Genomic DNA, 23,763 nt, shown 5'->3' with positions numbered 1-23,763 from the left:
GAAAAGCCAGAAAAGGGGGAAGCAAAGACTTATCAGTTACAAAAAGGAGGGTCCATTTAGGACGATGAAATAGTATTATTTAAGCATAAATTTTAATAAAATTTTTAGTTAATAAAAAAGAAATTCCAAGTAATACTAAAGTAAATTTAACTTTAAAGAAACTATATTTAAGAAATTTCTTTTAATTAGTACAAGCATAAAATTAGGCTAATTTTTAGGCACAAACTCTAATACATTGCAAGCTCGTTTACTGCCCATCTTGCAAGCTTTATCAAGAGCGTTTGCAGAAAGATCAAAGCTTTGCTCAGTGCCATTTCCTTGAAGATACTTTGTCGCTAGCTCATAGCAAGCTTCACTACTACCGTCATCACAAAGCGATTTAAATATCTCAAAAGATTTTTGCGTGTCTTTTTCTACGCCAAGGCCGCGTCCTAGCATATCTGCATAGATAAAGCAAGAAATTTTATCTTTATTCTCACACTCACTTGAAAGCTTTTTTGTAAAACTCTCGCAAGCTTTAGCGTTACTTTTATTAATACACTCTTGCATATTTATATCCCAGTTTGCATTCAAAGATAGAAGTGCAAATACTAAAAATAAAATGGATTTTTTCATAAATTTCCTTGGAAGAAGTTAGCTCCCTTTAGGGGAAAGGGAGCTATTACAAAAAGGAGGTTTCTTGTTGGACAAGTGGAATAATACAAGTTTCGTCTAAATTTAAAACCAACTTTTCTTTAACAAAAAACAATCTCAAACCAAATCTTTTTTACTAAAGGCAAAATAGCCACAAACTAGCAAAATAATGCCTAGTGCGAGCGGATAAATAATCGCATAAGCTACAAATGCCGCCTTTGGAAAGGTGCTTAAAATAAAATAAGATGCAGTACCGATAACCGCTAAATTTGGATCAAAAAGACTAAGCGCTGCTATCCTGAAAAGTTCTATCGGATTTAGTATAGCAATAGCGTAAATAACGTACTCATCGACTGAACTTCGCATAAGAAGTCCAATTAATGCTAGATCAATAAATGCAAGCATTATAAGCCAAAGTAAAAACGCTACACCTTGGCCTGTCTCTTGATTTTTAATCACGCTTGAGATAAAAAATCCAAGCGATAAGAAAATGATACTTAAGCTAAAAAGTAGCCCAAAATAAAGCGTTAATACACTCCAAGGTATCGCAACACCTTTTATAAAACCAACGATCACGCAAAGCAAAAGAGCAAATAAAAGTGGAACAAAAACAACAAATGTACGGCCCAGTGCCTTACCAAAGTAATACTCTCTAAGACTTAGCGGGAAACTAAGGATGTATTCAAGCAAATTTGTATCTCTATCTTGATTTATACTTCTTACGGTTGAGATGAGAATAAAAATAGGCACAATGATGACACAAATTTGAATAAACAAAAGCAATGCTCTAGTAAGCCCAGAAAAGCCGAGCACACGTGAGTCAGTCACTCCGCTAAATAAAAATCCTATCATCAAAGCAGAAAAAAGCGCAGCATATATCACAAACCATCTTGAGCGAAAAGACTCTTTAACATCAAGCTTTGCTATTAAAAAAAGATTATTCACTCTTGCTCCTTAAATTTTCTTCTTTGATTATCTTGCCAAGATCCATATAGACGCATCTATCTAATAAATTTGCTATCTCATCAATACGGTGTGAAATAAAAACAAGTGTTTTATTTTGCGTGAAGTTATCAAGTAAATTTTTAAAAGAAAGCCTTGCTTTCACATCAAGATTTGCCGTTGGCTCATCAAACATCAAAATTTCACTATCCTTAGCAAATGCAATGGCTATTAGCATCTTTTGTTTCATGCCGCCAGAGAGCTTATAAAATGGCTTATTTAAATTTGCATTCAAATCAAGCTCTAAAAGCTTGCTAAATTTCTCAATCTCTTCAAATTTTACATTTGAGCTTTTGCAAACAAACTCACAAAGCTCACGCAGGTTAAATTTAAGCGGTGGTGGGGTTTGTGGCACAAATGAGATAAATTTCAAAGCCCCTTTTCTATCTTTTAGAGTATTTACGCCATTTATTGCGATGTTTCCGCTATTTGGGATAAACTCGCCTAAAATGATACGCATGAGCGAGCTTTTGCCAGCTCCATTTTGTCCAAGTATTGCTATTTTTTCACCAGATTTTACATTTAGGCTAACATTGTCAAGTATCCTTTGCGAGCCAAAAATTTTCGTTACTTCTTTTATATCTATCAAAAATTTTTCCTTATATGAGTTTTTTAAAGCCGTTGTCAAATTTCAGTGCATCTTGATGACACACATCAATACACCTACCACAAAGTGTACAATCAGCGCCAGCTATCCTAAAGATATTTTTGCTCTCGTCAAGCTTTGCTCCCTTTTTTGTCATAAAAAGTACGTGAGGCACTAGACAAACATCAGTGCAAACTAAGCAATGATCGCATTTTTCTTTATCCCAGCTAACTTTTATGGCATTTGGTTTAGCTAGCACCGAGTAAGTAGCTCCAATAGGACAGACATACCTGCACCAAGCTCTGCGTGAGAAGAAAATTTCAACCATAAGCATGGCTACAACGAACCAAATAGCATGAAAATAGCCATAGATAATAAATCTTGAAAAAATCCCAACAACATTAAAAATTTCAAATGTAAGGCTTGCACTAGCAAAGCTAAGAGTTAAAAATAAAATGGTAAAAATATATCGCCACTTTGTATCAAAAACTCGTGGTTTTACTATCTTTTTAGCGCGTAAATTTTCATGGATCTTCTCAGCTATTTCACTTATTAACGAATAAGGACAGATCCAAGAGCAAAAGCCTCTGCCGCCAAAAATGATATAAAAGGCCAAGATACTAAGTGAGCCAATTATTAAATTTACATGGATTTCATGCGTCGCTAGAAATACTTGCAGGCTCATAAAAGCATCTGCCAAGTGAAAACCAAATATCCTTGACGCACTGATGTCGCCTTCTAAAATTTGTATATCGACTCTATATGAAAGTACAAATAAAAGATGGACTAAAATAATGCTAAAAATACGCCAAAAACGTATACTAGGACGCTTTTTGCCATCTTTTGTAGTTGTGATTAACGTGCTTAGAAAGCTTACATTTCTAATCGTCGCACGAGTGTTATATTTGTCCATTTTTACTTTTTAAATTTAGAAATTTCATCTGCAAGGCTTTCAAGCTCGCTATCACTAACATTTGTAAGTAGCCCCTTCATAAGTGAGTTTTGTACCTTACCAGCTTTATAATCAGCTAGTTTTTTAAGTAATTCATCCTTACTTAGGTGTGTTATATCGGGAGCTACGACACCTTTTGCATTTGCACCATGACACGGGGCACAAGTTGTTAGATACTGCTTGCTAACGCCTTCATTGTGCACTTTAGCCACACTTAGACTTAGTTCTTTTACCTTTTTTAGCTCATCTTCGCTGGCAAATTCTTCACTAGACTTTGGCTGCTCTTTTGTAAAATTTTGCTCTACTTTTGGCTGAGCATTAGTTGCTACTTTTTCCTTTTTAGGCGGAGTCTGGCTTAACATAAACACCATGATACCGCAAATTGCTATCGCTAAAATAATGGTTATAATCTTTCCTACTTTCATTATTTGCTCCTAAATTGTGTATTAAAATCACTGATTTCTTTAGCTAAATTTCTGATTTCACTATCATCCATTTTTTTAACAAGATCTCGCATCAAGACATTGACTTTTTCTTTATTTTTATAAGCATTTATCATTGTATAAATTTCATTTTCACTTTTTGTTAAAAGTGATGGCCCGATGATGCCATTTGCGTAATCATCGTGACAAGCTGAGCATTTTGTAATGAAATTTTTGCTAAGTCTGCCCTTTATAAGTCTTAAATTTATAGTTTGAAGAGGGGTTCTTACCATTGCTAAAGCACCGATTTGACGGCTTACGTTATTATCTTCAAGTCCAAATTTTACGCTCTTTTCGCCGTGCATATCGTATTTTATGAAGTCATTTTGTTTATTTGTGCTTTGGTTATTTTCTTTTTTTTCAACCTTTATACTAGCACTCGTGGCTACATTTATTGGTTGCTCGTTAGCTGCTTTTTGCGCTTTGTCATCGCTCTTTTCACAGCCAGCAAAAAACAATATAGCCGCCACTAAAGAAATTATTAGCCTCATTTTTTCTCCTTATAAATTTCATCAAAACTCATCTTTGGGGCAATATTTATAATTTTTACAGGGCAAACCTCAGCACACACCCCACACCCAACACAGCCATGCTTTATGAGTGGCAAATTTGCTTCACTCATTACTATTGCACTATCGCCAACTGGGCAAATGCTGACACAAAGGTCACAAATTTGACCGATTTTGCCTTTTATCTTATCTTTTTCTGCCTCTTCTCTATCGTTATAAACTTTGCGAACAAGCAAATCTTCAACGCTATCTTCGCTTAGTTTTTCTCTTTTTAGGCACATACAGGCATTTGCATTACTCAAGACAGCAACACCCATTTTCACATCATCAACAACTTTTGTAGCATGATCTAACGCACCACTTGGACAGGCGAGCACACATGGGAAAAGATCACATAAATAGCAACCTCTTTTTTTAGGATCTATGTATGCTGTACCATTTGAATATCCATCTTTTATATCAAGCAAACTTATACTGTGATAAGGGCATACCTGCACACACTGACCGCATTTAACACAAAGATCATCGAAGTCATCAACCGCGCCTGGTGGTCTAAGATAGAGTTTGTCACCGCTACTTTTTGGCAAAATTTTACCTATGCCATATCCTGCGGCAGCTGCGACTGAGCCTAAGATTATAAATTTTCTTCTATCCACGCTTTACCTTTAACGCGTTAAAATTTGAAGCATCAAGTGGTTTTATCCTTGGCGTGCTATCTTCAAGTAGCTTTATCGGCTCAGAAAATGGTGCGAGTTTGGCTAAAAAATTTAAGATACTAAAGACACTTGAGCCATAGAAAAACTGCAAATTTGGATAGTACTGCCAAAGCTGATCGGCATACGATAGATGCATAAACGGCGTATCGCCATAGCCATCTTTATCTCTATCAAAGCTCTCATACTCATCATAATAATTTTTACTCCACCGATTTAATGCCATTTTATCGCCTGGAGTGTCGTTCGCAACGATATCCATATTGCCTATAAAATCATTATTTTCAAATATGCTTGTCCCCTGAGTAGCGTGAAAATATACGCCAACTACGTTGTGTAAAATTTTATTGCCTAAGAAATTTATCGTTGAGCCTGGCTGAAACGGCGAGTTATCAAGCAAAATTCCTCTCGCATTATAGATAAGTGTATTATTTTCGATAGTAAAATTTGAAACATCTTTTAGACCAATGCCGATACCAAAAGCGCCGTCACTATCCATAACAAGATTATTTTTTATATTTGAACCAGCTGAATACATAAAAAACATTCCGACTGCATTGCCAATAAAATCATTATTTTCGACTAAATTTTGATTTGCGTACATAAAATGAAGCGAATATCTACCGCGGATCGCTTTATTTTTTAAAAATTTATTATGACTTGCATACCATGCAACCATATCGCGGCTATCATAAATATAATTGCCTTCTATTAAATTTTCATGGCTATACCAGAGTCTAATAGCATCACCTCTAAAACCAAGACTGGCCCCCTTTTTAGAAGTGATGTTATTTTCAGTGATCTTTGAGCTACTGCACTCTTTAAAATCAATCCCAAAAAGCACGTCACTCAAGTCATTTTGCGTAATCAAGACATTATTTGCTTTATCACAGCCAATGCCAGCATCTAGCTCACCAAGGTCATTTCCGCTACCACTTATCTTTAAATTTCTAAGCGTAACATTTGAGGCAATAATCTTTACAACTGTGCCTTTACCATTTCCTTTTATATGAGCGTTTTTGCCCTCGCCAACGATACTAAGCGGTTTATTTATAGTTATGCTTCCTTCATAGATACCGTCCCCTAGCTTTATAACATCGCCAGGGCTAGCGTTATTTATTGCATCTTGAAGGATATTTGCAGAGCTAAAAATAGGCAAGAAAGCAAGGGCAAAATTGAAAATTTTACGCATTTAGCTCTTTTTTCTTTGAAAATACTGCAAGTATGCAAAATACGCTCATAGCGATCATAACCCAAAATCCGATACTTGGATAAGAGTGAGTTGTAAATTGTGCAACGCTACCATCGCCTAAAACTGTTGGCATAAATGGTTTAATCTTAAATGCGCCCCACTCTTGCATATTGTGTCCATACCAGTAAAGCCATCCTGCAAATGCGCTCATAAATAGCACAGGCGCGATAATCGTTGGAACCATAAGAAGTGAGTTAAATTTGCCGTTGTAATACAAAAATGCGAGCATACAAAGCGTTGAAATAAGCAAATAATAAGGCGCTATCGCTCGCTCTAAATTTCCGCCATGCTCCATAGGATACATACCAATGTAGTGATTTATCGTATTCATCTCATGCACGTCGCCACTATATCCATCTACGTGAAAATATACAGGAATTCCATCAGGAAAGGCTGATTTTGGATAATTTGGAGCTTCAAGAGAGACGTACCAGATAGGAAAAGATGGCGTACCAATCTCTGCTTTTTGTTCAATCATCTTATGAAGATCGCTTGCTACATCTTTTGGTAAAAGGTGATTTTTATACTGAAATGAACTATAAAGATTATAGATACCGTAAGTATAAGATGGTAGTTCATCGCCATCAGCTATACGCTCTTTTGCTCCGTGCCAACCAAGAACAGGCAAAGTAAAACAAACAGTCATTAAGACAAGTGCAACAATGGTATAAATTTTATATTTACTCATGATCTCTCCTTTAAATTTTAAAATTTCACTTGCTAAAAAATAAAATTTTAAAATTTAAAAAGGGGCAAAACGCCCCTTTAAAAACTACATACCAGCGTTTTCATCTACCCATTTTAGGTATTCGATGATATTTTTGATCTCTTCATCACTCATATGCTGATTTGGCATTCTAAGGTTAAAGTAATCAATCATTGATTTAATGTAGTCGTCACTATAGAACTTAGCAGGATCTTTGATAAATTCTGCTACCCATTTTTCGCCGTTTTCATGTCTTAGTAAGACGCCTGTTAGGTCTGGACCTGAGCTTACTTGACCGATAACGTGGCAACCATTACAACCGCCTTTTAGATAAGCCTCTTCACCTTTTGCAGCAGCTGGGCTCATCGGAGTTGCGATCTCTTTAGCTAGGTTATTTTTAGCTCTTAAGCCAACGTCAGCTGTTTTAACCATGTATTGCCATACTTGGTACTCCCAAAGGATAGCGCCGTTTACGTCTCCTTTTTTGTAAGCTTCGTCAGCTTTAGCTTTTACCTCTTTGATGTGACCGTATTGATCAAGTGCGTCATCAACTAAAGCTTTTACTTTTGGATATTTCTCATAATGTTTCTCTTTTAGGTACTTAACAACCTCTTGGATAACATCGTCAGTTGCCTTATTAGTTGCGATTACTTTGTCGTATTCAGCTTTTAAAGCTTCTGGGCTTAGAGTTTTTAGCTTGTTATTTTTAGCAGATTCATATTTTTTATTTGGATCTTTAACAAGTAAATAACCCATCATCTCTAGGTGAAGTGCTGAACAAAACTCGGTGCAGTAGTATGGGAAGACACCTTCCATATCAGCTACGAAATTTACTGAAGCAGTTTTGCCAGGCTCTAGTGAAGCGTGAATGTTGTAAAGGTCGATGCCAAAGCCGTGAGTCTCATCTTGAGCGCGCTCTAGGTTTGTTAGGTGAATTGTTACGTTATCGCCTTTATTTACCTCGATGTGCTCTGGGTTGATGTGGCTTCTGATCATTGTCGCATAGACGGTTACATTTTTGCCATTTCTCTCAACTCTTTCTTGACCAGCTAGAGTTGCATATGGGCTAGCCTCGCCCGTTCTTGAGTTTGTGCCCATATTGTAAGTAAGCGCTGGAGCTAGTTTGCTAGCAGCTATTGAAACAACATCGTGTGGCTCGCCAAGTGGGATTGGCATATCATAGATTAGATCCATTTTTGCACCAGTGATATCTATTAGCTGGTGATTTTGTGGATGAAGTGGGCCAACTGGGCTAAAGCGATCGATTGAAAGTTTATCAAGTGCGATTGCATATTTGCCAACTGGTTTTGCTGATTTGCCTTCCATTGTATCAAGGTGGCCGATATTGTAGTGAACATTTATCTTATCAAGCACTTTTAAATTTTTATAGTCCCATTTTACGATTTGACTATCAACATAAAGTGAAGTATAAAGTACACCATCTTGTGAGTCAAATGATGTATGCAGTGGTCCAAGGCCAAGTTCGACTTGTCCGTGCATTGACTTTTCTCTATCTAAGATAGGAATTCCGTATGGGTCAGTGCCAGCATACTCTTTTTTATCAATTAGCTCTTTGATCTTTCTAAAGTCATAAACTGATGCGTGAGTATCAAGCTTACCGCCAATAATGATGTATCTACCATCTGGGCTTACGTCACAACCATGTGGGCTCTTTGACTCTGGGATCAAAAATAGTGCACCTGCTTTTACAGCAGCGTCTATTGTAACTACCTTGTGACCATTTATAACTTTGTAGTTTTTCTTGTCTTGAACAAGTTTTTCTAAAATTTTCCAGTTATAAACGTGTAAGAAGTCAGTGTCATTTCTACTTGCACCTGCTTCAAATGGAGGAAGACCTTTTTCGATACCGCCAGTATACATCTCAGTATTTATTGAGTTTGTAAAGCCCCAGCCGTAGCTTTCGCCTTTACCAGCATCACTTAAATCTTGCCAGTATGGTGGGAGCTCAAGAGAAAATGACTCTTTCTCATCGATCTTGCCTTTTGGATAGTCAAATTTCCAAAAAGTTACAGCGCCTCTATAGACTGCTTCATAGTCGTCTATTGAGTGATAGTTGTTATCAAGCGGAGCTGCATATTGGCTAGCTTCGATAACATACTCGCTATTTGGAGTGATGAAGCTACCGCCGTGCTCACTCTTCATGATAGGGTTTACAACGATTTGAGTTGTCTCAAAGTCATGCAAATTTATAACTGCGATTCTTGGGTTAGCTTTATCGTTGATAAATAGATAATCACCAACATACTCACCATTTTTCTCACTGAAATTTGGGTGGTGTGTATCGCCCCATGTTATCTCTTTGCCCCTAATGTTGCCTTGTTTCAAAACAGCTTTTGACTCATTGTCATAGCCATATCCTTGCCAAGGCTCTGGCGTGAAAACGCCGATGTATTTATAAATTCTCATCGACGGAACGCCATAAACTAGCACTTGACCGCTTTGCCCACCAGATGAAAAGACGATGAAATCATCTTTTTTACCGCTAGGCTGATAAGTTTTAGCAGCTGCAAGGACATCTTTTTCGCTTAGCCCGCGCTCTTTCATGACTTTTTCAAGGTCACTACTAGCAGCACAAGCAGTCGTTAAAGATAGCCCAAGCAAAGCAGCACTTGCGACACAAAATAACTTTTGCATTTACTCTCCTTTTTAAAATGAATTTATCTCTAAACTCTTTATCTCATTGTCTAAATTTACGCCATTTAAGACGCCTTTATCTATAAAAATTCTTTTTATCTCATTGCTAAAAAGAGCCTTTTGCCCTTTTAGCTTAAGATCTTTGTCAAATTTATAGACTACTCCATCCCCATCGCCTATAAAAATTTCATCCTCCATGCACGCAAGAGCTGAAATTTTAGATTTTAAAACTTGCTTTTTGATTCCGCTTTTAAAATCTAAAATTTCTCCATCTCTAAAGCCAAGTAAAATATCATTTCCTTTAAATTTACAGGCGCTAAGCGGAGCAAAGCCAACACGCTTTTTCTCTTTTAAATTAAGCTCTTTATCAAGCAAAAATGCTTTGCCATTAAAGCTCGTAAAAAATAGTTCATCATCAATTGGCAAAAGGCTTGAAATTTTATAAACATCTTTATAATTTTTAGTTAAAAGTTTATTTAGATTTTTATCAAAAACGCCTATGCTGACTTCATTTGCCATATCGCAAGCTACGTAAATTTTATTTTTAATTGCCACAATTTGTGAAATTTTACAGCCAACATTTGGCATAGCAAATAAGAAATTTTTCTCATTTGCCACTTCAATAATCTCATTGTTTAAATTTGCGATATAAAAGGATTCTCCATCATTTCCGCACTCTTGATTTTTATAAATCGTATCTTTTAGATCCAAATCTTTAATCTGTCCATCTTTTATAAAGACGATGCTTTGGTTGCTTTCATTAATAAAGCAGCCTAATTGCTGGGCAAAAGCTGTTATCAAAAACAAACTTATACAAAGCAGAAATCTCATAATCCAAGGCACTTTCATCATAAATTTAATAAACAAAAAAACTATACATACTTAACTCTTAAAAGCAAATTAGCGATTAATTTATTTTTTTAAGCTTTTAAAGAAAAATATCAATAAATTTTTTTAAATTTTATTATTTACATTATATAGACATTATGATTTAATCAATACTAATATGGCTTTAATAAAATTTATTATTTATTAAATCACTTATTTTTAGTGCTAATTTGTATAATAATTTAAATTTGAATTATTTCTTAAGAAAATTATTTAAATTAAATAATTATATTAAGTAATGAGAAATCTTTAGCATTTAAGTAAAAGCCAAAATTTTATGCATTTGGTATATTTTTAGCTTAAAACCATTGGTAATTTAAATTTGTTTAAATAGGCTATAATCCGCCAAAAAAGGAGAGATAATGCTAACGCATTTAGATGAGAAAGATCGTCCAAAAATGGTCGATGTGAGCCCAAAAGATCCTACAAAAAGAGTAGCAACTGCTAGCGGGATCATCAAAATGAGCAAAGAGGCCTTTAGGGCGATAAAAGAAAATACCGGCAAAAAAGGTCCAGTCATTCAAACAGCTGTCGTTGCTGCGATAATGGGTGCAAAAAAGACAAGTGAACTAATCCCGATGTGCCATCCACTAGCTATTCTAGGTGTGGATTGTGATATCGAGGAGCTATCTGAAATTTGTGCTTTTAAGCTTTATGTGAGTGTAAAAATAGAGGGTAAAACAGGCGTTGAGATGGAGGCATTAACTGGCGTTAGCGTGGGACTTTTAACCATTTATGATATGGTAAAAGCTATAGATAAAAGCATGGAAATAAGTAATATCGTATTAGTGAGTAAAACAGGAGGAAAAAGTGGCGAGTATATGCGATCTAAATAACAAAAAAGCAAAAATTGATTACCCAACACATTGGGAATATAAAATAATATTTGATGCAGATGTCAATGTAGAAGAAAAGGTAAAAGAGATAGTAAAAGATAGAGAATTTAAGCTAGTCTTTTCAAAATTTAGCAAAGATAAAAAGTACGCAAGCTATGACTTAGCCGTGCTAGTTTTGAGCGAAGAAGAGAGGCTAGAGATATTTTCTGCACTAAAACACGAAGCAAAATACGTTTTATAAGGTAAAAGATATGAATAATTTAGAACAAAATTTACATGATTATAAAAGCAGCGATGGCTTATTAATAAGCATAAAAGCTCTTTGCAATAACTTCTTTCAAGATGCTGCAAACAAAGATATAAATGCTTTGCCAGAAATTTTAAAGGCTAAAATGAATGAGCTTTATGACAAAATGAACAAAGAAGATCTCATAAATGCAAAAAATCTAAAAAGTGCCATGGAGGGAATAAATCAAGCCATTGTCGGTGCTGAAGAAAAGGCACTTTACGAGCTACTTGATAAAAAAGATGAGCTAAATCGTGCAATAGAAGCAAAACGTGAAGAGATAAAAAATAGGCTCAAAATTTCATTTGAAGCAGCTGAAGAGGTCGTAAAAGATAGAAATTTTAGTGAAAAAGAGGAAATTTTAGAGCTTTTAAATAATGCGATCATTAGAGAAACAAGGCTTCTTGGTATCTTAAAAGAAAGTGCTCAAATCGCATTTTTAACAACTCTTGAAGGTGCAAAAGATGTCGAGGAAACAGCTGGTGCGATAGCTAAAAATATGACCTATGTTGCGATCATTGGAGGAGAGTTTAGCAAAGAGCGAATACTTGAAATTTCAAAAAACATCATCATAGCAGCGGCAAATTTAGCAGACGAGGGTCATATCTTTGCAAAAGAGTTGATAAGTGGAGCGATAAGTGGTACAAGAGATGGCATTTTAAGAGCCATAGAAAAGCTCAAAGATGAGGCAAAATTTGCTCCGGATGAGCTTAGGCTAAACTCACAACTACTAAACTTAAAAAATATTGATGAAGAATTTATAACCTTGCTTAGGGAACTTGAAAAGGAATTTGAAGGTGTAGCAAGAAATGAGATCGAAAATGTGATAAATAGCGAGCTAGATACAAATCTAGCAAAATTTAAACGCATTAGCGATCAAGCAAGAGAGCAGATTATTTCAAGGATAGAAGAATTAAAATCAAACGGTATGGCAAAGCTTATGAGCGAGGCAAATAATAAATTTGAAGCCCTAAAACAAGAGCTAAATGACAAGAGTAAAAAGCTAAAACTAAATTTTGATACAAACGACAAAATCGAAGAGATCAAACAAGAGATCGCTAATCTTGAGAAAAAAGCCAACGAAAAATTTGAAGACATAAAACAAATTGATATCAAATCAGAAGCTAAGAAATTTGGAGATAGGGCTTATCAAGCTGCAAAAGATCTGCTAAATGTTATTAAAAAAGATAAAAAAGAGGATTAAATTACCAAGCTTATCTTGAAATTTTTCTTGAAAGATACTCACGCTAAATATTCTTGCCAAGTGTAAAAAATTTCTCCACACTTGGCTTTTACTTTTTAAAGCTTTAAAATCACAAAAATAGATAAAGTAAAAATGTTCCTAAAATCAAGCGGTAGATGACAAAAGGAAGCATCCTGATTCTTGAGATGATCCCCATAAATAGCTTAACGCAAACATAGGCACTAACAGCACTTATGATGACACCAAGGGCGATGTCGCTCCATGGCAGAGCATTTGGGTCTTTTATGAGCTTGATGCTCTCAAGTCCGCCGGCTAGGATGATGACTGGGATCGACATCAAAAATGAGAAATTCGCACTTCCCTTGTGGCTAAAACCTAAAAATAAGGCTGCCGTCATCGTTATACCTGATCTTGAGACGCCAGGGATAAGTGCGACAGCTTGAGCAAGGCCGATAATAAGCGCAAATTTTATGGTCATTTCATATTCGCTTTTGTTTGATGAGCGAAGATCAGCAAAGTAAAGTGCTATGCCAAAGACGATCGTAGTAATAGCGATCACAACGCCACTTCTTGCGTATTCTTCGATAATGTTGTTAAATAAAAGTCCAAAGATCCCAACTGGAATGGTAGCAAATCCCACGCACCAGACAAGCAAGCTATCGCCTACCATCTTTCGTTGTGCGATCGAGGCAAAAAAGTCGCGGAGTAGCTTAAAAATCGTATCTTTAAAATAAAAAAGTATCGCACTTAACGTACCAACATGTACTGCCACGTCAAAAGCAAGCCCTTGATCTGGCCAGCCAAGTAGCTTTGGCACCAAGATAAGATGGGCCGAGCTAGATATCGGCAAAAATTCGCTTATACCTTGCACCAAGGCCAAAACGATAACGTGAGAAATTTCCATAAAATGCCTTTTTTGATTTTAGATTGCAGTTGGGGATTTTACTCCCCAAGATTAAATTTATATAAGTTCGCTAGCAAAATTTGCAAGTTTTTGCGGAGTAAATCCAAAGTGATCAAATAGCTCGTTCGCCTTGCCACTAGCGCCAAAGCTATTCATGCCATAAACTGCGTCGGCAAATTTATACCACTCATAGCCAGTTGCAGCTTCAACTGCGATGATAGTCGTGTTTTTGTCTAAAATTCTAGCCACGTACTCACCTGGTTGCTCGCAAAGTAGGTCAAAACAAGGAGCTGACACGATATTTGCGCCAATGCCTTGTTGGCTAAGAATTTCAGCTGCTTTTACGCAGAGTGAGACCTCGCTACCGCTTGCTATAAATGTTATCTTTGCATCTTTTGCCGAGTTTAAAAGATATGCGCCGTTACTAACCTCGCCAAATTCGCCTTTTGCAAGTGGGTCAAGTCCTTGACGGCTAAGCACAAAGGCGCTTGGAGCGTTTAAATTTAGAGCCACTTGCCAGCTAGCTGCATTTTCGTTGCCATCAGCTGGGCGGAAAGTGTAGAAATTTGGCATCGCCCTAAATGTGCTAAGCTGCTCGATAGGCTGATGCGTCGGACCATCTTCGCCAACGCCGATGCTATCGTGTGTGAAGACAAAAAAGTGCTTGATACCCATGAGTGCTGCTATCCTTGCACTTGGCTTTAGATAGTCGCTAAAGATGAAAAATGTCGCTGAAAATGGCAAGAAAAGGCCGTATCTGGCGATGCCGTTGTTGATAGCTGCCATGGCGTGTTCTCTGATACCGTAGTGGATATTTTTGCCATTTGGGAAGTCGCCCATACCCTTTAGCTCGGTCTTATTTGACGGAGCAAGGTCAGCACTACCACCTATAAAGCCAGGGAGTTTTTTAGCTATCTCATTTAAAATGACATGGTTTGTATCTCTTGTGGCTAGCTTTTTGTCGCTAAAGTCTGGAAATTCGATCTTGCTAAAGTCTGGATTAAGAAGTGAGTTTAGTAAATTTTTGCCTTCAATGCTTAGCGCCTCAACCTTTTTGTTCCACATCGCCTCTTCTAGATCGCCCTTTTCAACTGCACCTCTAAATCTTAAAAGCACGTCCTCATCAATGGCAAATTTCTTCTCAGGATCAAAGCCAGCTGCAGCCTTTGCCTTTTTGATGATCTCTTCGCCAAGTGGCGCGCCGTGGCTGTGGTGTGAGCCTTCAAGCTCCATTGCACCGCGTGCTATACGTGTGTTTGCGATGATGAGATATGGCGACTCTTTCTCGTTTGCCTGCTCTAGTGCAAATTCGATCTGATCGTAGTCGTGTCCATCGATGCGCGCGACCTCCCAGCCCTGCGCCTCAAACCTGGCTTTGACATCCTCGCTAAATGCTATTGCTGTGTCGCCCTCGATCGTGATGTTGTTTGAGTCGTAAATGAGCACAAGGTTGTCTAGTCTTAAATTTCCAGCTACAGAACATGCCTCGTAGCTTATACCCTCTTCAAGATCGCCGTCGCCGCAAAGGCAGTAAATTTTATGATCGATTATTTTATTGTCCGGCTCATTTAGCACGTTTGCAGCGTATTTTTCTGCCATGGCTAGGCCAACTGCGTTTGCTACGCCTTGACCAAGCGGGCCAGTAGCAACCTCAACGCCTGGAGTGTGAATTTCTGGGTGTCCTGGGGTATTTGAGCCAAGTTGGCGAAAATTTTTAAGATCATCTAGGCTTAGATCGTAGCCACTTAGGTGCAAAAAGCTATAAACCAGACTTGATGCGTGACCACCGCTAAAAACTAGCCTATCTCTGTTTAGCCATTTTGGATTTTTTGGATTGTGTTTTAAAAAGTTGCTTAAAACCACCATAATATCAGCTAAACCCATAGGTGCACCTGGGTGTCCGCTGTTAGCGTTTTGCACCATGTCAGCGCACAAAAATCTTATAGTATCGGCTTGTTTTTTTAGCATATGATCTCCTTTTATTGCGCTAGATTATACAAAAAAGTGATTAAAACTTGCCTTGCGTTTTTGTCCAAAATGTCTAAATAATGATATAAATTTTTTAAATTTTTAGTAGTAAAAAGCTAGAATTTTCTAGCTTTTATCTAAGGTGTTTATCTGTAAGCTCTAAGATCATCTTAGCAATGCCAGTATCTATCTGTTTTAGTGCCTCTTCTATCTCGCAAATAAGCTCATCTTTTTTCTTTTTAGCGCCCTCAAGGCCAAGTAAATTTGTAAATGAGTTTTTAGCTAAGTCGTTATGCACAGGCTTTCCAGCGGCAACCTCGTCGCTTGTAAGATCGATGATGTCGTCTTGTATCTGAAAAGCAAGGCCAAGCTTTAGGCCGATATCATAAATTTTCTCGCACTCTCTTTCGCTTAAATTTACTATCACAGCGCCCATTTTTAGGCTTGCAGCGATTAGCTTTGCAGTTTTGTGGATATGTAAAAAGACTAGCTCATTAAGGCTTAGCATCTTGCCAGAGAGACCAAATTTAGCCTTTGCTCTTTTGATATCCTCTTTGTTCGTATTTTCAAAAAAACAATCCAGTGCCTGACCTAGCACCATGCCGCTAACGCCAGCATTTTCGCTTAAAATTTCTACGCATTTTATACGCGTTTCAGCTGGTAAATCGGCACGTGAAATTTCATAAAAAGCATGTGTATTTAGCGCATCTCCTGCAAGTATGGCAGTAGTCTCATCATATGTGACATGAAGCGTTGGGGTGCCGCGTCTTAGGCTTGCATTGTCCATCGAAGGCAAGTCATCATGGATAAGCGAGTATGTATGCATCATCTCAAGCCCCAAAGCCACTCTCATCGCCTTTTGCGTGAGGCTTTTATCCACATTTGCGACCACACCAAGAAGCAAAAGCGCCCTAAAGTGCTTGCCTCCAGCCTTTAGCATAACGCCAAGCGCCTCCTCGTAGTAAGGATGAAAGCTAGGCGCCTTTGGTAAATTTGCATTTAGAAATTTTACAAAGTCCTCAAGTAGGCTCATTTTGGCACTCTTGCAAAAAACTGAAAGTCATTTCTAGTAAATAAAAGCACGAAATTTTGCAGATCGCTTATCTTTTCTAAAAGCTCCTCGCGGCTATTCACACTCTCTTTGTTGTAGCCTAAAATTTTATCGCCGATCTTGATGCCAAAGATGTCGGCATTTGACTTTGGCTCGACCTTGGTAACTACTAAATTTTTATCAACCGTGATACCATAATCCACCAAAACTTTATCATCTAGCAAGCTCTCAGGCGATTTTGGCATGATGTTTAAATTTGGCAGATCAAGGCTTGAAGGGGCGTCGATGTCTAGGCTTTGGTTAAATTTCACATCCCCGCTTACTGGTACTTGAAAGAGTAGCTCCTGCCTATCACGCTTCACGATGATGTCCAGTTTTGCGCCCTTTGGAGCAAAAAGCACCATCTCGTTTAGCTCTCTTAGGCTCTTTGGCTTGATGCCATTTATCGTAACAAGCTCATCATCAACCATCATCATCTTGCCGCGGCCTAGTGGATCAACAAGACCCACAAAAAATTTATCCTCTTTTTGCAAAAATTTCACGCCGATATCACCGTAATATACGTCATCGTAAGATACAAAGTGCTTTAGATAGCGATTTGGTATAAATTTATCAGCTCCAACAGCTATGCCTATCATCTTACAACAAGGCGTGTTTATCTCGCCAGTTGCGTTATACTCGAAGCTTAGCGTGTCAAAGTCGCCTAAATTTTGCCCCAAAGACTTGATGTGTCCCATTACTGTGTTATTAGAGTCGTTTAAGATGCCAACCCAAGTGCTCTTTTTGATGCGCTCCTCGTTGGTCTCATCAGCCATCACAACAGGGCTTAGCTCCTTGCTAGAGCGCACTAAGAAAAGCTGCAAATATGGGTCAAATTTGACATATTCGCCAAGCGGAGCTCCGTCACTTTTTGGCACTGCGATCAAATTTTTAGTGATAGCCACGCCAAAGTGTTTATTTACTGAGACGATTGAGTTTTTGTTCTTTTCAAAGCAGGCGTTAAAGTCCTCTTGCGTAGGCCTAGGATCGGCGTTTAGGCAAAGCGCTGATAGCAAAAATGCAAGGGCAAATTTATATTTTAGTCTCATTTTATCCCCATCGAAGCAAGGCCGCCAAGCATCCTTGAAGCGGTGTTTTTCTTATCGGCCTCAACTGATTTTAGCACGTCATTTACGGCGCTTATTAGCAAAATTTGCATGCTCTCTTTATCTTCAAGCAAGCTATCGTCTATGCTAATATCAAGTATCTCGCCGCTGCCGTTTGCTCTCACGCTCACTAGTCCGCCGCCGCTTTTTGCGCCAAATTCTTTATTTTTGCTCTCTTCTTCCATCTGCTTGGCTTGTCTTTGCACATCCTCAAGCATCTGCCCCATCTTTGAAAAGTCAAATCCCTCAAACATCGACTACTCCTTTATGATCTCGTTTTTGTTATTTACGTGCACGATGGTTGGCTTAAATTTCTTAGCCTTTTTAAATTTCATACTAGCATAAGCTACGATGATGACCACGTCGCCAACACAGACCTTTCTAGCAGCTGCGCCGTTTAGGCAAATTTCGCCTTTTTTGCCCTTGATCACGTATGTGGCAAATCTCTCGCCGTTATTTACGTCTAAAATTTCAACCTTTTGATTTTCTATCAAATTTGCAGCCTTTATAAGCTCCTCGCCGATGCTGATTGAGCCAACATAGTTTAAATTTGCGTCTGTTACGACGGCCCTGTGGATCTTACTAGCTAAAATTTCTATATTCATTTTTACCTCTTTAAAAGCTCTTTTACTACTTCTTTGTCGCTAAATGGGTGCTTGACGCCATTTATCTCTTGATATGGCTCGTCGCCTTTGCCAAGTATGACAAGCGCCCAGCCGGGTTCTAGCTTGCTAATGGCTAGTGCGATCGCCTCTTTGCGGTTGGCGTTTCGTATCAAATTTTCATTTTGGCTCATGCCAGCACAAATTTCATCTATTATGCTCTCCGGCTCTTCGCTTCTTGGATTGTCACTTGTGACGATGCAAATTCTTGCGTATTTTTGGGCTATCGCTCCCATTTTAGGGCGCTTTGTCCTATCTCTATCGCCGCCTGCACCAAAGACCGCGATCAAATTTAGATGTCTAAGCGAGTTTAGCACCTTTTCGATGCCATCTGGCGTATGAGCAAAGTCAACGATGACTAGCGGATCGGTGCTAACTACCTCCATCCTGCCGCTCACACCTTTAAATTTACTTATCGCCTTTGAAAGTGCAGCTGCATCTGGACGCTCTAGCAGGCAAACAGCGCCGAGTGCTGCAATTAGATTATAAAGATTAAACTCGCCTTGCAAGCTTGAGTCTATCTCCACATCGCCATTTGGCGTCTTGATAACCGCGTCTATGCCACCCTTTAGCCCATAAACTACCGGCGCAAAGCTGGCTGGCTTTTTAAGCGAATACGTATAAGCGTTTTTTGGATTGAATTTAATGCCATTATCATCAGCATTTATAAGCTTCATGCAATCATCATCAAAAAAACTCGACTTTACCCTAGCGTACTCCTCCATGCTCTTGTGGTAGTCGAGGTGGTCTTGAGTCAAATTTGTAAAAATTTTTAGAGCAAATTTCAAGCTCTCTATACGCTTTTGAGCGATCGCGTGTGAGCTAACCTCCATCACGAAGTACTCGCAGCCATGCTCGCTAGCTGCTTTGAGGTAAGAAAGCGTCTTTAAAATAGCACTTGTCGTAAGCGCCTTGTCATCTATCTGCTTGCCCTCTATAAATGCCCCTCTGGTGCCACTTAGGCCGCATTTTTTGCCTAAATTTCGCAAAGTCTCATAGATAGTAGCAGCCGTTGTGGTCTTGCCATTTGTGCCCGTGATGCCAACTATCTTTAAGTTTTCGTCTATTTTTAAAAGCTTCTTGCACTCTTCAAGGCTGATTATCTTAGCGCCATTTTTTACCGCTGCCTCTGCAAATTTTGCGTTTGCAGCAGTTTGCACGAAAAATGAGCCCTCTTCGCACTCGTTTGAGTCATCCGTTATGAAGCTATTTTCTACTGATATTTTCATCGTTTTGTCTTTTTTGTATCTCTTTAAAAAGCTGATCTATGCGCTCATCACCGCCAAACATCACCGCTGCACTCTCAAGATAGTTTATACTCATTTCGATAAAGTCATTTTTTATCAAATTTCCTAAAAATTCTAAAAAATCATCTTTGTTTGAGATCATGACCTTGGTTGAGAACATGATATTTTCAAAGACCTTTTTGAAGCTCCCATCCTTATAAACAGCCTTTTTAAAGTCCTCGTAGCTGATCGCGTCTTGCTCTTCAAAATACTCATCGCTAGCCAATCTTGATTCTAAAATTTTTAAAATTTCATCCATTCCTTCATCATCTTCGCCAGCTCTTAGTTTATCCATAAAATAGTCAAATAAAAGCTTTGCTTCCTCTGCATTTTTCTCGCCAAGGGAGCAAATTTGTATCAAAAATAGTAAATTTTTATCCTGTGTCTTTTCGTAAGCTAGAGAGAAGTAAAAGATCGCTTCTTTAAATTTAGAACGTTTGAAGTGTTTAATGCCTATTTTTTTATAATCTATCAATGTCAAATTCCTCGCCGATCGGGATATTTACGACCTCAAGCTCTGGGTGAATATCCATACGAAGTTGTCTTTCGAGTCCATACTTTAGTGTAGTTGTACTAGCTGCACATCCATGGCAATGCCCTGTAAGTCTTACATAAATTTTGCCGTTTTTTATGCCAAGTAGCTCCATGCCACCGCCATCATTTTCAAGCATCGGTAATACCTTTTGCAAACTCGCACTGACTGGTTTTAAAAGTTCTTCATCGCTAAATGGGATCATATTTTTTCCTATTAAATTTTTGGGCTATTATAGCAAAATAAAAATGCAAAAAATAATGGCTATATTTTTGCTTAGTGCTAATTTTGCTTTGTAATGTAAACCCTTTTGACACACCTAGTCAGTTTTGATTATTAAATATTTGAGCTAAAATTTAGTAAATTTTTTGATTATAAGTTTTAGGATAAAAGGGCAAATTTGCCCTTTTTGTTTAATCTATTAGAAGCGATTTTATATCTACTTTTTGTTCAATCATCTTACTCTCAAGCATAAATTCTTGCGTAGCCTCAAGTGCTTTTATATCTTCAGCCGTAATCTTTGGACTAAAGTCATACTGCGGATACATACTCTTTACCGCCTCTATGCTAAGCCCGGTCTCTTCAGCTGTAAATTTTAATGCCTCTTCCTCATTTGCTTTCATAAAAGCCAAAATTTCATCTTGGGCCTTTTTAAATTTTTCAACTAGATCTTTATGCTTTTTGTAAAATTCTCCGCTTGTGGCAGTGACGATGACTGGAGTGATGACGCCCTTGCTTGTTGTTACGACACTAAGTCCTGATTTTTTAGCATTATAAGCAGCTGGGCCTGCAAGAAGTGCTGCATCAACGCTACCATTTTCAAGTGCAGCTTGTGCAGCTGGGATACCCATAGAAACGAACTCTACATCATTTATACCAAGTCCGCCAAGAGCAAGATATCTAACCAAAAGCTCATTTAATATCGTGCCTTTTGGGCCTGCTATTTTTTTACCTTTTAGGTCTTTAGCGGTTTTTATGCCTTTATCTTTAGCAAATATCGCAAAAGCTTCAGGTGCTCTTGAATAGGCACTTATGATCTTTATGTCAGCTTTGTTCGATGCAGCAAGTATGACTGAAGTTCCGCCAACACAGTTTAAAAACTGAAGTGAGTTTGAAGCTAGAGCTTGAGTCTGCTTTGCACCTGAGGTGATCTCGGAGTACTCGACCGGTACGCCAAAAGATTTAGCATAAAAGCCTTTAAATTTATCGACGATTGAGGGGACATTTAGCGGCGATTTGACGTAGGTCATGCCGATCTTATCTAGCTCGCTTGCGTTTGTGACTAGACAAAATAAAGAGGCTGCACACAAAATCTTAAAAAACTTTCTCATATTTGCTCCTTTAAAAATTTTTCAAATTATATAACTTTTTGCTTCGTTTTGGTTTTAATTATCATTTTATAAAATGCTAAATTTCGCTCAAAATTTTACGCTTTAAATTTATTAGTTTATCGCAAAGCAAATCTCTTGGCTTAGCTAGATTTGATAGATCATAGCTTGATTTCATCCCGCCTTTTTCAAGCAAAATTATCTCGTCTGCTAAATATAGGGCTTCATCGACATTATGTGTGACAAAAATGATGGTTTTACCGACTTGAAGCTTTAAAATTTCAGCCTGCATGCTGGCTCTCGTAAAAGTATCAAGTGCTGCAAATGGCTCATCCATAAGGATCAAATTTGCTTCGTATGCAAGCACTCTTGCAAGAGAAACGCGCGAACTCATGCCACCAGATAGCTGCGAAACAGCGGCGAATTTAAAGTCATTAAGCCCTATCATCGATATGAGCCTATCTATCTTTGCCTCGTCTATCTCACACTTTTTAAGCGCAAATACGATATTTTCATAGACATTTAAAAAAGGCATTAGCCTAGGCTCTTGAAATACAAAACCAATCTTTGCTTGCTCTTTAAAATTTATCTCGCCAAGGCTTACGCTCTCAAGTCCAGCAATAAGCCTTAAAAGAGTCGTTTTACCGCAACCACTTCTGCCAAGTATAACGGTGATCTTATCTTTTTTTATAGTTAAATTTAGCTCTTTTAAAACGTCGATACGCTTGTCATTAATAAAAAAATGCTTGGATAAATTTGAAATTTCTATCATTTTTCACCTCGCAAAAGGCTAAATTTAGATATCAAAAACAAAAATATCCTATCTATGAGCACGCCGCAAATTCCTATCGTAAAAATGCCTACAAATATCCTATCTGCACGCGAAAGCTCCTCAGCATCAAGTATGAGATAGCCTAGCCCGCTAGAAGCTGCGATCATCTCCGCTCCCACAATCGCTCGCATCGCGTAGCCAAAACCTATGCGCATACCTACAAAAATATCTTTTATGGCATTTTTTAGGATGATTTTGTAAAAAATTTCAAATTTACTAAAACAAAAAATTTTACCAACTTCAATAAGCTTCACATCGCAGCTAGTTAGCCCTTTTGAAATACTTAAAAACATTGGGAAAAACGATGCTAGGATGATAATAATAATTTTTGGAGTTTCGTTTATACCAAACCAAAGCACTAAAATGGCAATAAGGCTAAGTGGCGGAACATTTCTAAAAAACTCTAGTATCCACTCATAATAAATGCTAGCTTTTGGAAATAGCGCCGCCACTCCGCCAAAAATAAATGCCAAAACAAAAGCCAAAATATAACCAACAAATATACGCTTAAAGCTAATCATCACATGCGTTATTAGCTCGCCGCTTAAGCTCATATCAAACATCGTTTTAAGTGTCGTAATAGGACTTGGCAAGATATAGGGCGTGAAAATTTCTAGCTCGCAAACGACCTGCCAGAGAGCAAAGATCACTAGGATCAAAATGCTCTTTTTAAAAATTTCTATCACAGCCCATCTCCATTGTGACAGCCGTTTTCGCAGTATAAAAGCTCGATGATCTGATAGTTTTTAAGCTCGCTAAATTTATATGAAAATGCGTTTTGTATCTTTTCTTTACTGCATAAGCTTAGTGTTTTTATGCCTAAATTTTCAAAAAATCCAGGTGGGATCGGGCTTGATTCTATTTTGCTTATTTGTAAATTTATGTCGTTTAGCTCTTTAAAATTTTTCCATGTTAAAAATGTAGTTCGCTCTAATTTTAAAGAATTTCCAAGCTCAGCCAAGTCCTCACAAGGCGTTGTTATATAAAGCCACTCATTTTCTTTTAGATTTGAGCTAAGCTCGATGGCGCTTTCTATTAAAATGGGATTTAAGTTTGAAATATTGTTTGAAAATTCTTTAAAATTTGATCTTATAAAATTTACAGCTCTTGGACAGCGACTATCTAAAACCATGCCTTTAGAGCATAAATTTTTATATGAATTTTTGACATCACGAACATGATCTTTTTCGCACTCCACTATGTTAAAGTCCTTATTTTGCAAAAGCTCTTTTAACGCAGAGAAGTCATACATATTTTTTACAACGGGATTTAGCCAAAGTAGCTTTCTCACGAGTTCTCCGTAATTTTAATAATAGAAATCAAGATTCTATCATTTAAAAATTTAAACCAA

Annotated in this window: 27 protein-coding genes; 3 read left to right on the top strand and 24 right to left on the bottom strand. The window is 37.7% G+C overall.

Going from position 1 to position 23,763, the window contains the following annotated elements; all coding sequences use genetic code 11:
- Positions 1-207: 207 nt before the first annotated feature.
- From ATCC51562_RS05045 to ATCC51562_RS04995, 11 genes are all read right to left on the bottom strand, one after another.
- Positions 208-615 carry a tetratricopeptide repeat protein gene (locus tag ATCC51562_RS05045; RefSeq protein ID WP_021091145.1) on the bottom strand — a complete coding sequence of 136 codons (408 nt, stop codon included), beginning with the start codon at positions 613-615 and terminating at the stop codon, positions 208-210.
- A 135-nt stretch (positions 616-750) separates the two neighbouring features.
- Positions 751-1,578, bottom strand: coding sequence for an ABC transporter permease (locus tag ATCC51562_RS05040; protein ID WP_021091134.1), 828 nt, complete (start codon positions 1,576-1,578; stop codon positions 751-753).
- Positions 1,571-2,224, bottom strand: coding sequence for an ABC transporter ATP-binding protein (locus tag ATCC51562_RS05035; RefSeq protein ID WP_021091117.1), 654 nt, complete (start codon positions 2,222-2,224; stop codon positions 1,571-1,573). The genes ATCC51562_RS05040 and ATCC51562_RS05035 overlap by 8 nt, the downstream gene beginning before the upstream one ends.
- Before the next feature lie 10 nt (positions 2,225-2,234).
- On the bottom strand, positions 2,235-3,134 hold the full coding sequence (locus ATCC51562_RS05030) for a NapH/MauN family ferredoxin-type protein (RefSeq protein ID WP_021091114.1): 900 nt from the start codon (positions 3,132-3,134) through the stop codon (positions 2,235-2,237).
- 2 nt (positions 3,135-3,136) lie between these two features.
- Complete coding sequence (locus ATCC51562_RS05025) at positions 3,137-3,598, bottom strand: c-type cytochrome (protein WP_021091137.1); 462 nt, start codon at positions 3,596-3,598, stop codon at positions 3,137-3,139.
- A complete protein-coding gene (locus ATCC51562_RS05020; protein WP_021091099.1) occupies positions 3,598-4,146 on the bottom strand; it encodes a c-type cytochrome in 549 nt (182 codons plus the stop codon). Before ATCC51562_RS05020 ends, ATCC51562_RS05025 begins: the two co-directional genes overlap by 1 nt.
- Positions 4,143-4,820, bottom strand: a complete 678-nt coding sequence (locus ATCC51562_RS05015) for a 4Fe-4S dicluster domain-containing protein (protein WP_021091140.1) — start codon at positions 4,818-4,820, stop codon at positions 4,143-4,145. Before ATCC51562_RS05015 ends, ATCC51562_RS05020 begins: the two co-directional genes overlap by 4 nt.
- Positions 4,813-6,069 carry a nitrous oxide reductase family maturation protein NosD gene (locus ATCC51562_RS05010; RefSeq protein WP_021091146.1) on the bottom strand — a complete coding sequence of 419 codons (1,257 nt, stop codon included), beginning with the start codon at positions 6,067-6,069 and terminating at the stop codon, positions 4,813-4,815. Before ATCC51562_RS05010 ends, ATCC51562_RS05015 begins: the two co-directional genes overlap by 8 nt.
- The gene (locus tag ATCC51562_RS05005; protein ID WP_021091113.1) at positions 6,062-6,817 is read right to left on the bottom strand and encodes a hypothetical protein; all 756 of its coding nucleotides are present in this window, start codon (positions 6,815-6,817) and stop codon (positions 6,062-6,064) included. The genes ATCC51562_RS05010 and ATCC51562_RS05005 overlap by 8 nt, the downstream gene beginning before the upstream one ends.
- Before the next feature lie 84 nt (positions 6,818-6,901).
- Positions 6,902-9,490, bottom strand: coding sequence for a Sec-dependent nitrous-oxide reductase (nosZ, locus tag ATCC51562_RS05000; RefSeq protein WP_021091082.1), 2,589 nt, complete (start codon positions 9,488-9,490; stop codon positions 6,902-6,904).
- 12 nt (positions 9,491-9,502) lie between these two features.
- Entirely contained in the window at positions 9,503-10,321 is an 819-nt protein-coding gene (locus ATCC51562_RS04995) for a hypothetical protein (protein WP_021091091.1), read from the bottom strand.
- Positions 10,322-10,737: 416 nt separating this feature from the next.
- Between ATCC51562_RS04995 and moaC the strand changes: the two genes are divergently transcribed.
- The 3 genes from moaC to ATCC51562_RS04980 are packed head-to-tail and all read left to right on the top strand — an operon-like array spanning position 10,738 to position 12,704.
- Positions 10,738-11,214, top strand: a complete 477-nt coding sequence (gene moaC / locus ATCC51562_RS04990; RefSeq protein WP_200862426.1) for a cyclic pyranopterin monophosphate synthase MoaC — start codon at positions 10,738-10,740, stop codon at positions 11,212-11,214.
- A complete protein-coding gene (locus ATCC51562_RS04985) occupies positions 11,189-11,455 on the top strand; it encodes a DUF493 domain-containing protein (RefSeq protein WP_021091143.1) in 267 nt (88 codons plus the stop codon). The genes moaC and ATCC51562_RS04985 overlap by 26 nt, the downstream gene beginning before the upstream one ends.
- A gap of 10 nt (positions 11,456-11,465) precedes the next feature.
- Complete coding sequence (locus ATCC51562_RS04980) at positions 11,466-12,704, top strand: hypothetical protein (protein WP_021091078.1); 1,239 nt, start codon at positions 11,466-11,468, stop codon at positions 12,702-12,704.
- 109 nt (positions 12,705-12,813) lie between these two features.
- On the opposite strand, the gene ATCC51562_RS04975 is transcribed toward ATCC51562_RS04980, so the two are convergent.
- From ATCC51562_RS04975 to ATCC51562_RS04915, 13 genes are all read right to left on the bottom strand, one after another.
- A complete protein-coding gene (locus ATCC51562_RS04975; RefSeq protein ID WP_021091144.1) occupies positions 12,814-13,608 on the bottom strand; it encodes an undecaprenyl-diphosphate phosphatase in 795 nt (264 codons plus the stop codon).
- Between the two features lie 57 nt (positions 13,609-13,665).
- Positions 13,666-15,576, bottom strand: coding sequence for a transketolase (tkt, locus tag ATCC51562_RS04970; RefSeq protein ID WP_021091073.1), 1,911 nt, complete (start codon positions 15,574-15,576; stop codon positions 13,666-13,668).
- Between the two features lie 133 nt (positions 15,577-15,709).
- Positions 15,710-16,609 carry a polyprenyl synthetase family protein gene (locus ATCC51562_RS04965; RefSeq protein WP_021091077.1) on the bottom strand — a complete coding sequence of 300 codons (900 nt, stop codon included), beginning with the start codon at positions 16,607-16,609 and terminating at the stop codon, positions 15,710-15,712.
- Positions 16,606-17,715, bottom strand: coding sequence for a PDZ domain-containing protein (locus ATCC51562_RS04960; protein WP_021091079.1), 1,110 nt, complete (start codon positions 17,713-17,715; stop codon positions 16,606-16,608). The genes ATCC51562_RS04965 and ATCC51562_RS04960 overlap by 4 nt, the downstream gene beginning before the upstream one ends.
- A complete protein-coding gene (locus ATCC51562_RS04955) occupies positions 17,712-18,026 on the bottom strand; it encodes a YbaB/EbfC family nucleoid-associated protein (protein WP_021091096.1) in 315 nt (104 codons plus the stop codon). Before ATCC51562_RS04955 ends, ATCC51562_RS04960 begins: the two co-directional genes overlap by 4 nt.
- Positions 18,027-18,029: 3 nt before the next feature.
- Positions 18,030-18,377 (bottom strand): aspartate 1-decarboxylase, encoded by a 348-nt coding sequence (gene panD, locus ATCC51562_RS04950; protein WP_002941539.1) that lies wholly within the window; start codon positions 18,375-18,377, stop codon positions 18,030-18,032.
- Between the two features lie 2 nt (positions 18,378-18,379).
- Positions 18,380-19,663: a UDP-N-acetylmuramoyl-L-alanyl-D-glutamate--2,6-diaminopimelate ligase gene (locus tag ATCC51562_RS04945; protein WP_021091103.1), complete on the bottom strand. Its 1,284-nt coding sequence runs from the start codon at positions 19,661-19,663 to the stop codon at positions 18,380-18,382.
- Entirely contained in the window at positions 19,641-20,195 is a 555-nt protein-coding gene (locus ATCC51562_RS04940) for a hypothetical protein (RefSeq protein WP_021091130.1), read from the bottom strand. The genes ATCC51562_RS04945 and ATCC51562_RS04940 overlap by 23 nt, the downstream gene beginning before the upstream one ends.
- Positions 20,182-20,457, bottom strand: coding sequence for a NifU family protein (locus ATCC51562_RS04935; RefSeq protein ID WP_021091089.1), 276 nt, complete (start codon positions 20,455-20,457; stop codon positions 20,182-20,184). The genes ATCC51562_RS04940 and ATCC51562_RS04935 overlap by 14 nt, the downstream gene beginning before the upstream one ends.
- Positions 20,458-20,665: 208 nt before the next feature.
- Positions 20,666-21,583, bottom strand: a complete 918-nt coding sequence (locus ATCC51562_RS04930; protein WP_021091142.1) for an NrtA/SsuA/CpmA family ABC transporter substrate-binding protein — start codon at positions 21,581-21,583, stop codon at positions 20,666-20,668.
- Between the two features lie 76 nt (positions 21,584-21,659).
- Entirely contained in the window at positions 21,660-22,352 is a 693-nt protein-coding gene (locus ATCC51562_RS04925) for an ABC transporter ATP-binding protein (RefSeq protein ID WP_021091083.1), read from the bottom strand.
- Complete coding sequence (locus ATCC51562_RS04920; RefSeq protein WP_021091098.1) at positions 22,349-23,098, bottom strand: ABC transporter permease; 750 nt, start codon at positions 23,096-23,098, stop codon at positions 22,349-22,351. The genes ATCC51562_RS04925 and ATCC51562_RS04920 overlap by 4 nt, the downstream gene beginning before the upstream one ends.
- Positions 23,095-23,703 carry a hypothetical protein gene (locus ATCC51562_RS04915; RefSeq protein ID WP_021091128.1) on the bottom strand — a complete coding sequence of 203 codons (609 nt, stop codon included), beginning with the start codon at positions 23,701-23,703 and terminating at the stop codon, positions 23,095-23,097. Before ATCC51562_RS04915 ends, ATCC51562_RS04920 begins: the two co-directional genes overlap by 4 nt.
- Positions 23,704-23,763 lie beyond the last annotated feature (60 nt).

It is taken from the genome of Campylobacter concisus ATCC 51562 (assembly GCF_000466745.1).
In the GTDB taxonomy this organism is placed as follows: Bacteria; Campylobacterota; Campylobacteria; order Campylobacterales; family Campylobacteraceae; genus Campylobacter_A; species Campylobacter_A concisus_B.
The sequence above is the reverse complement of the archived record's forward strand: the minus strand, read 5'-3'. Positions and strand labels throughout refer to the sequence as shown.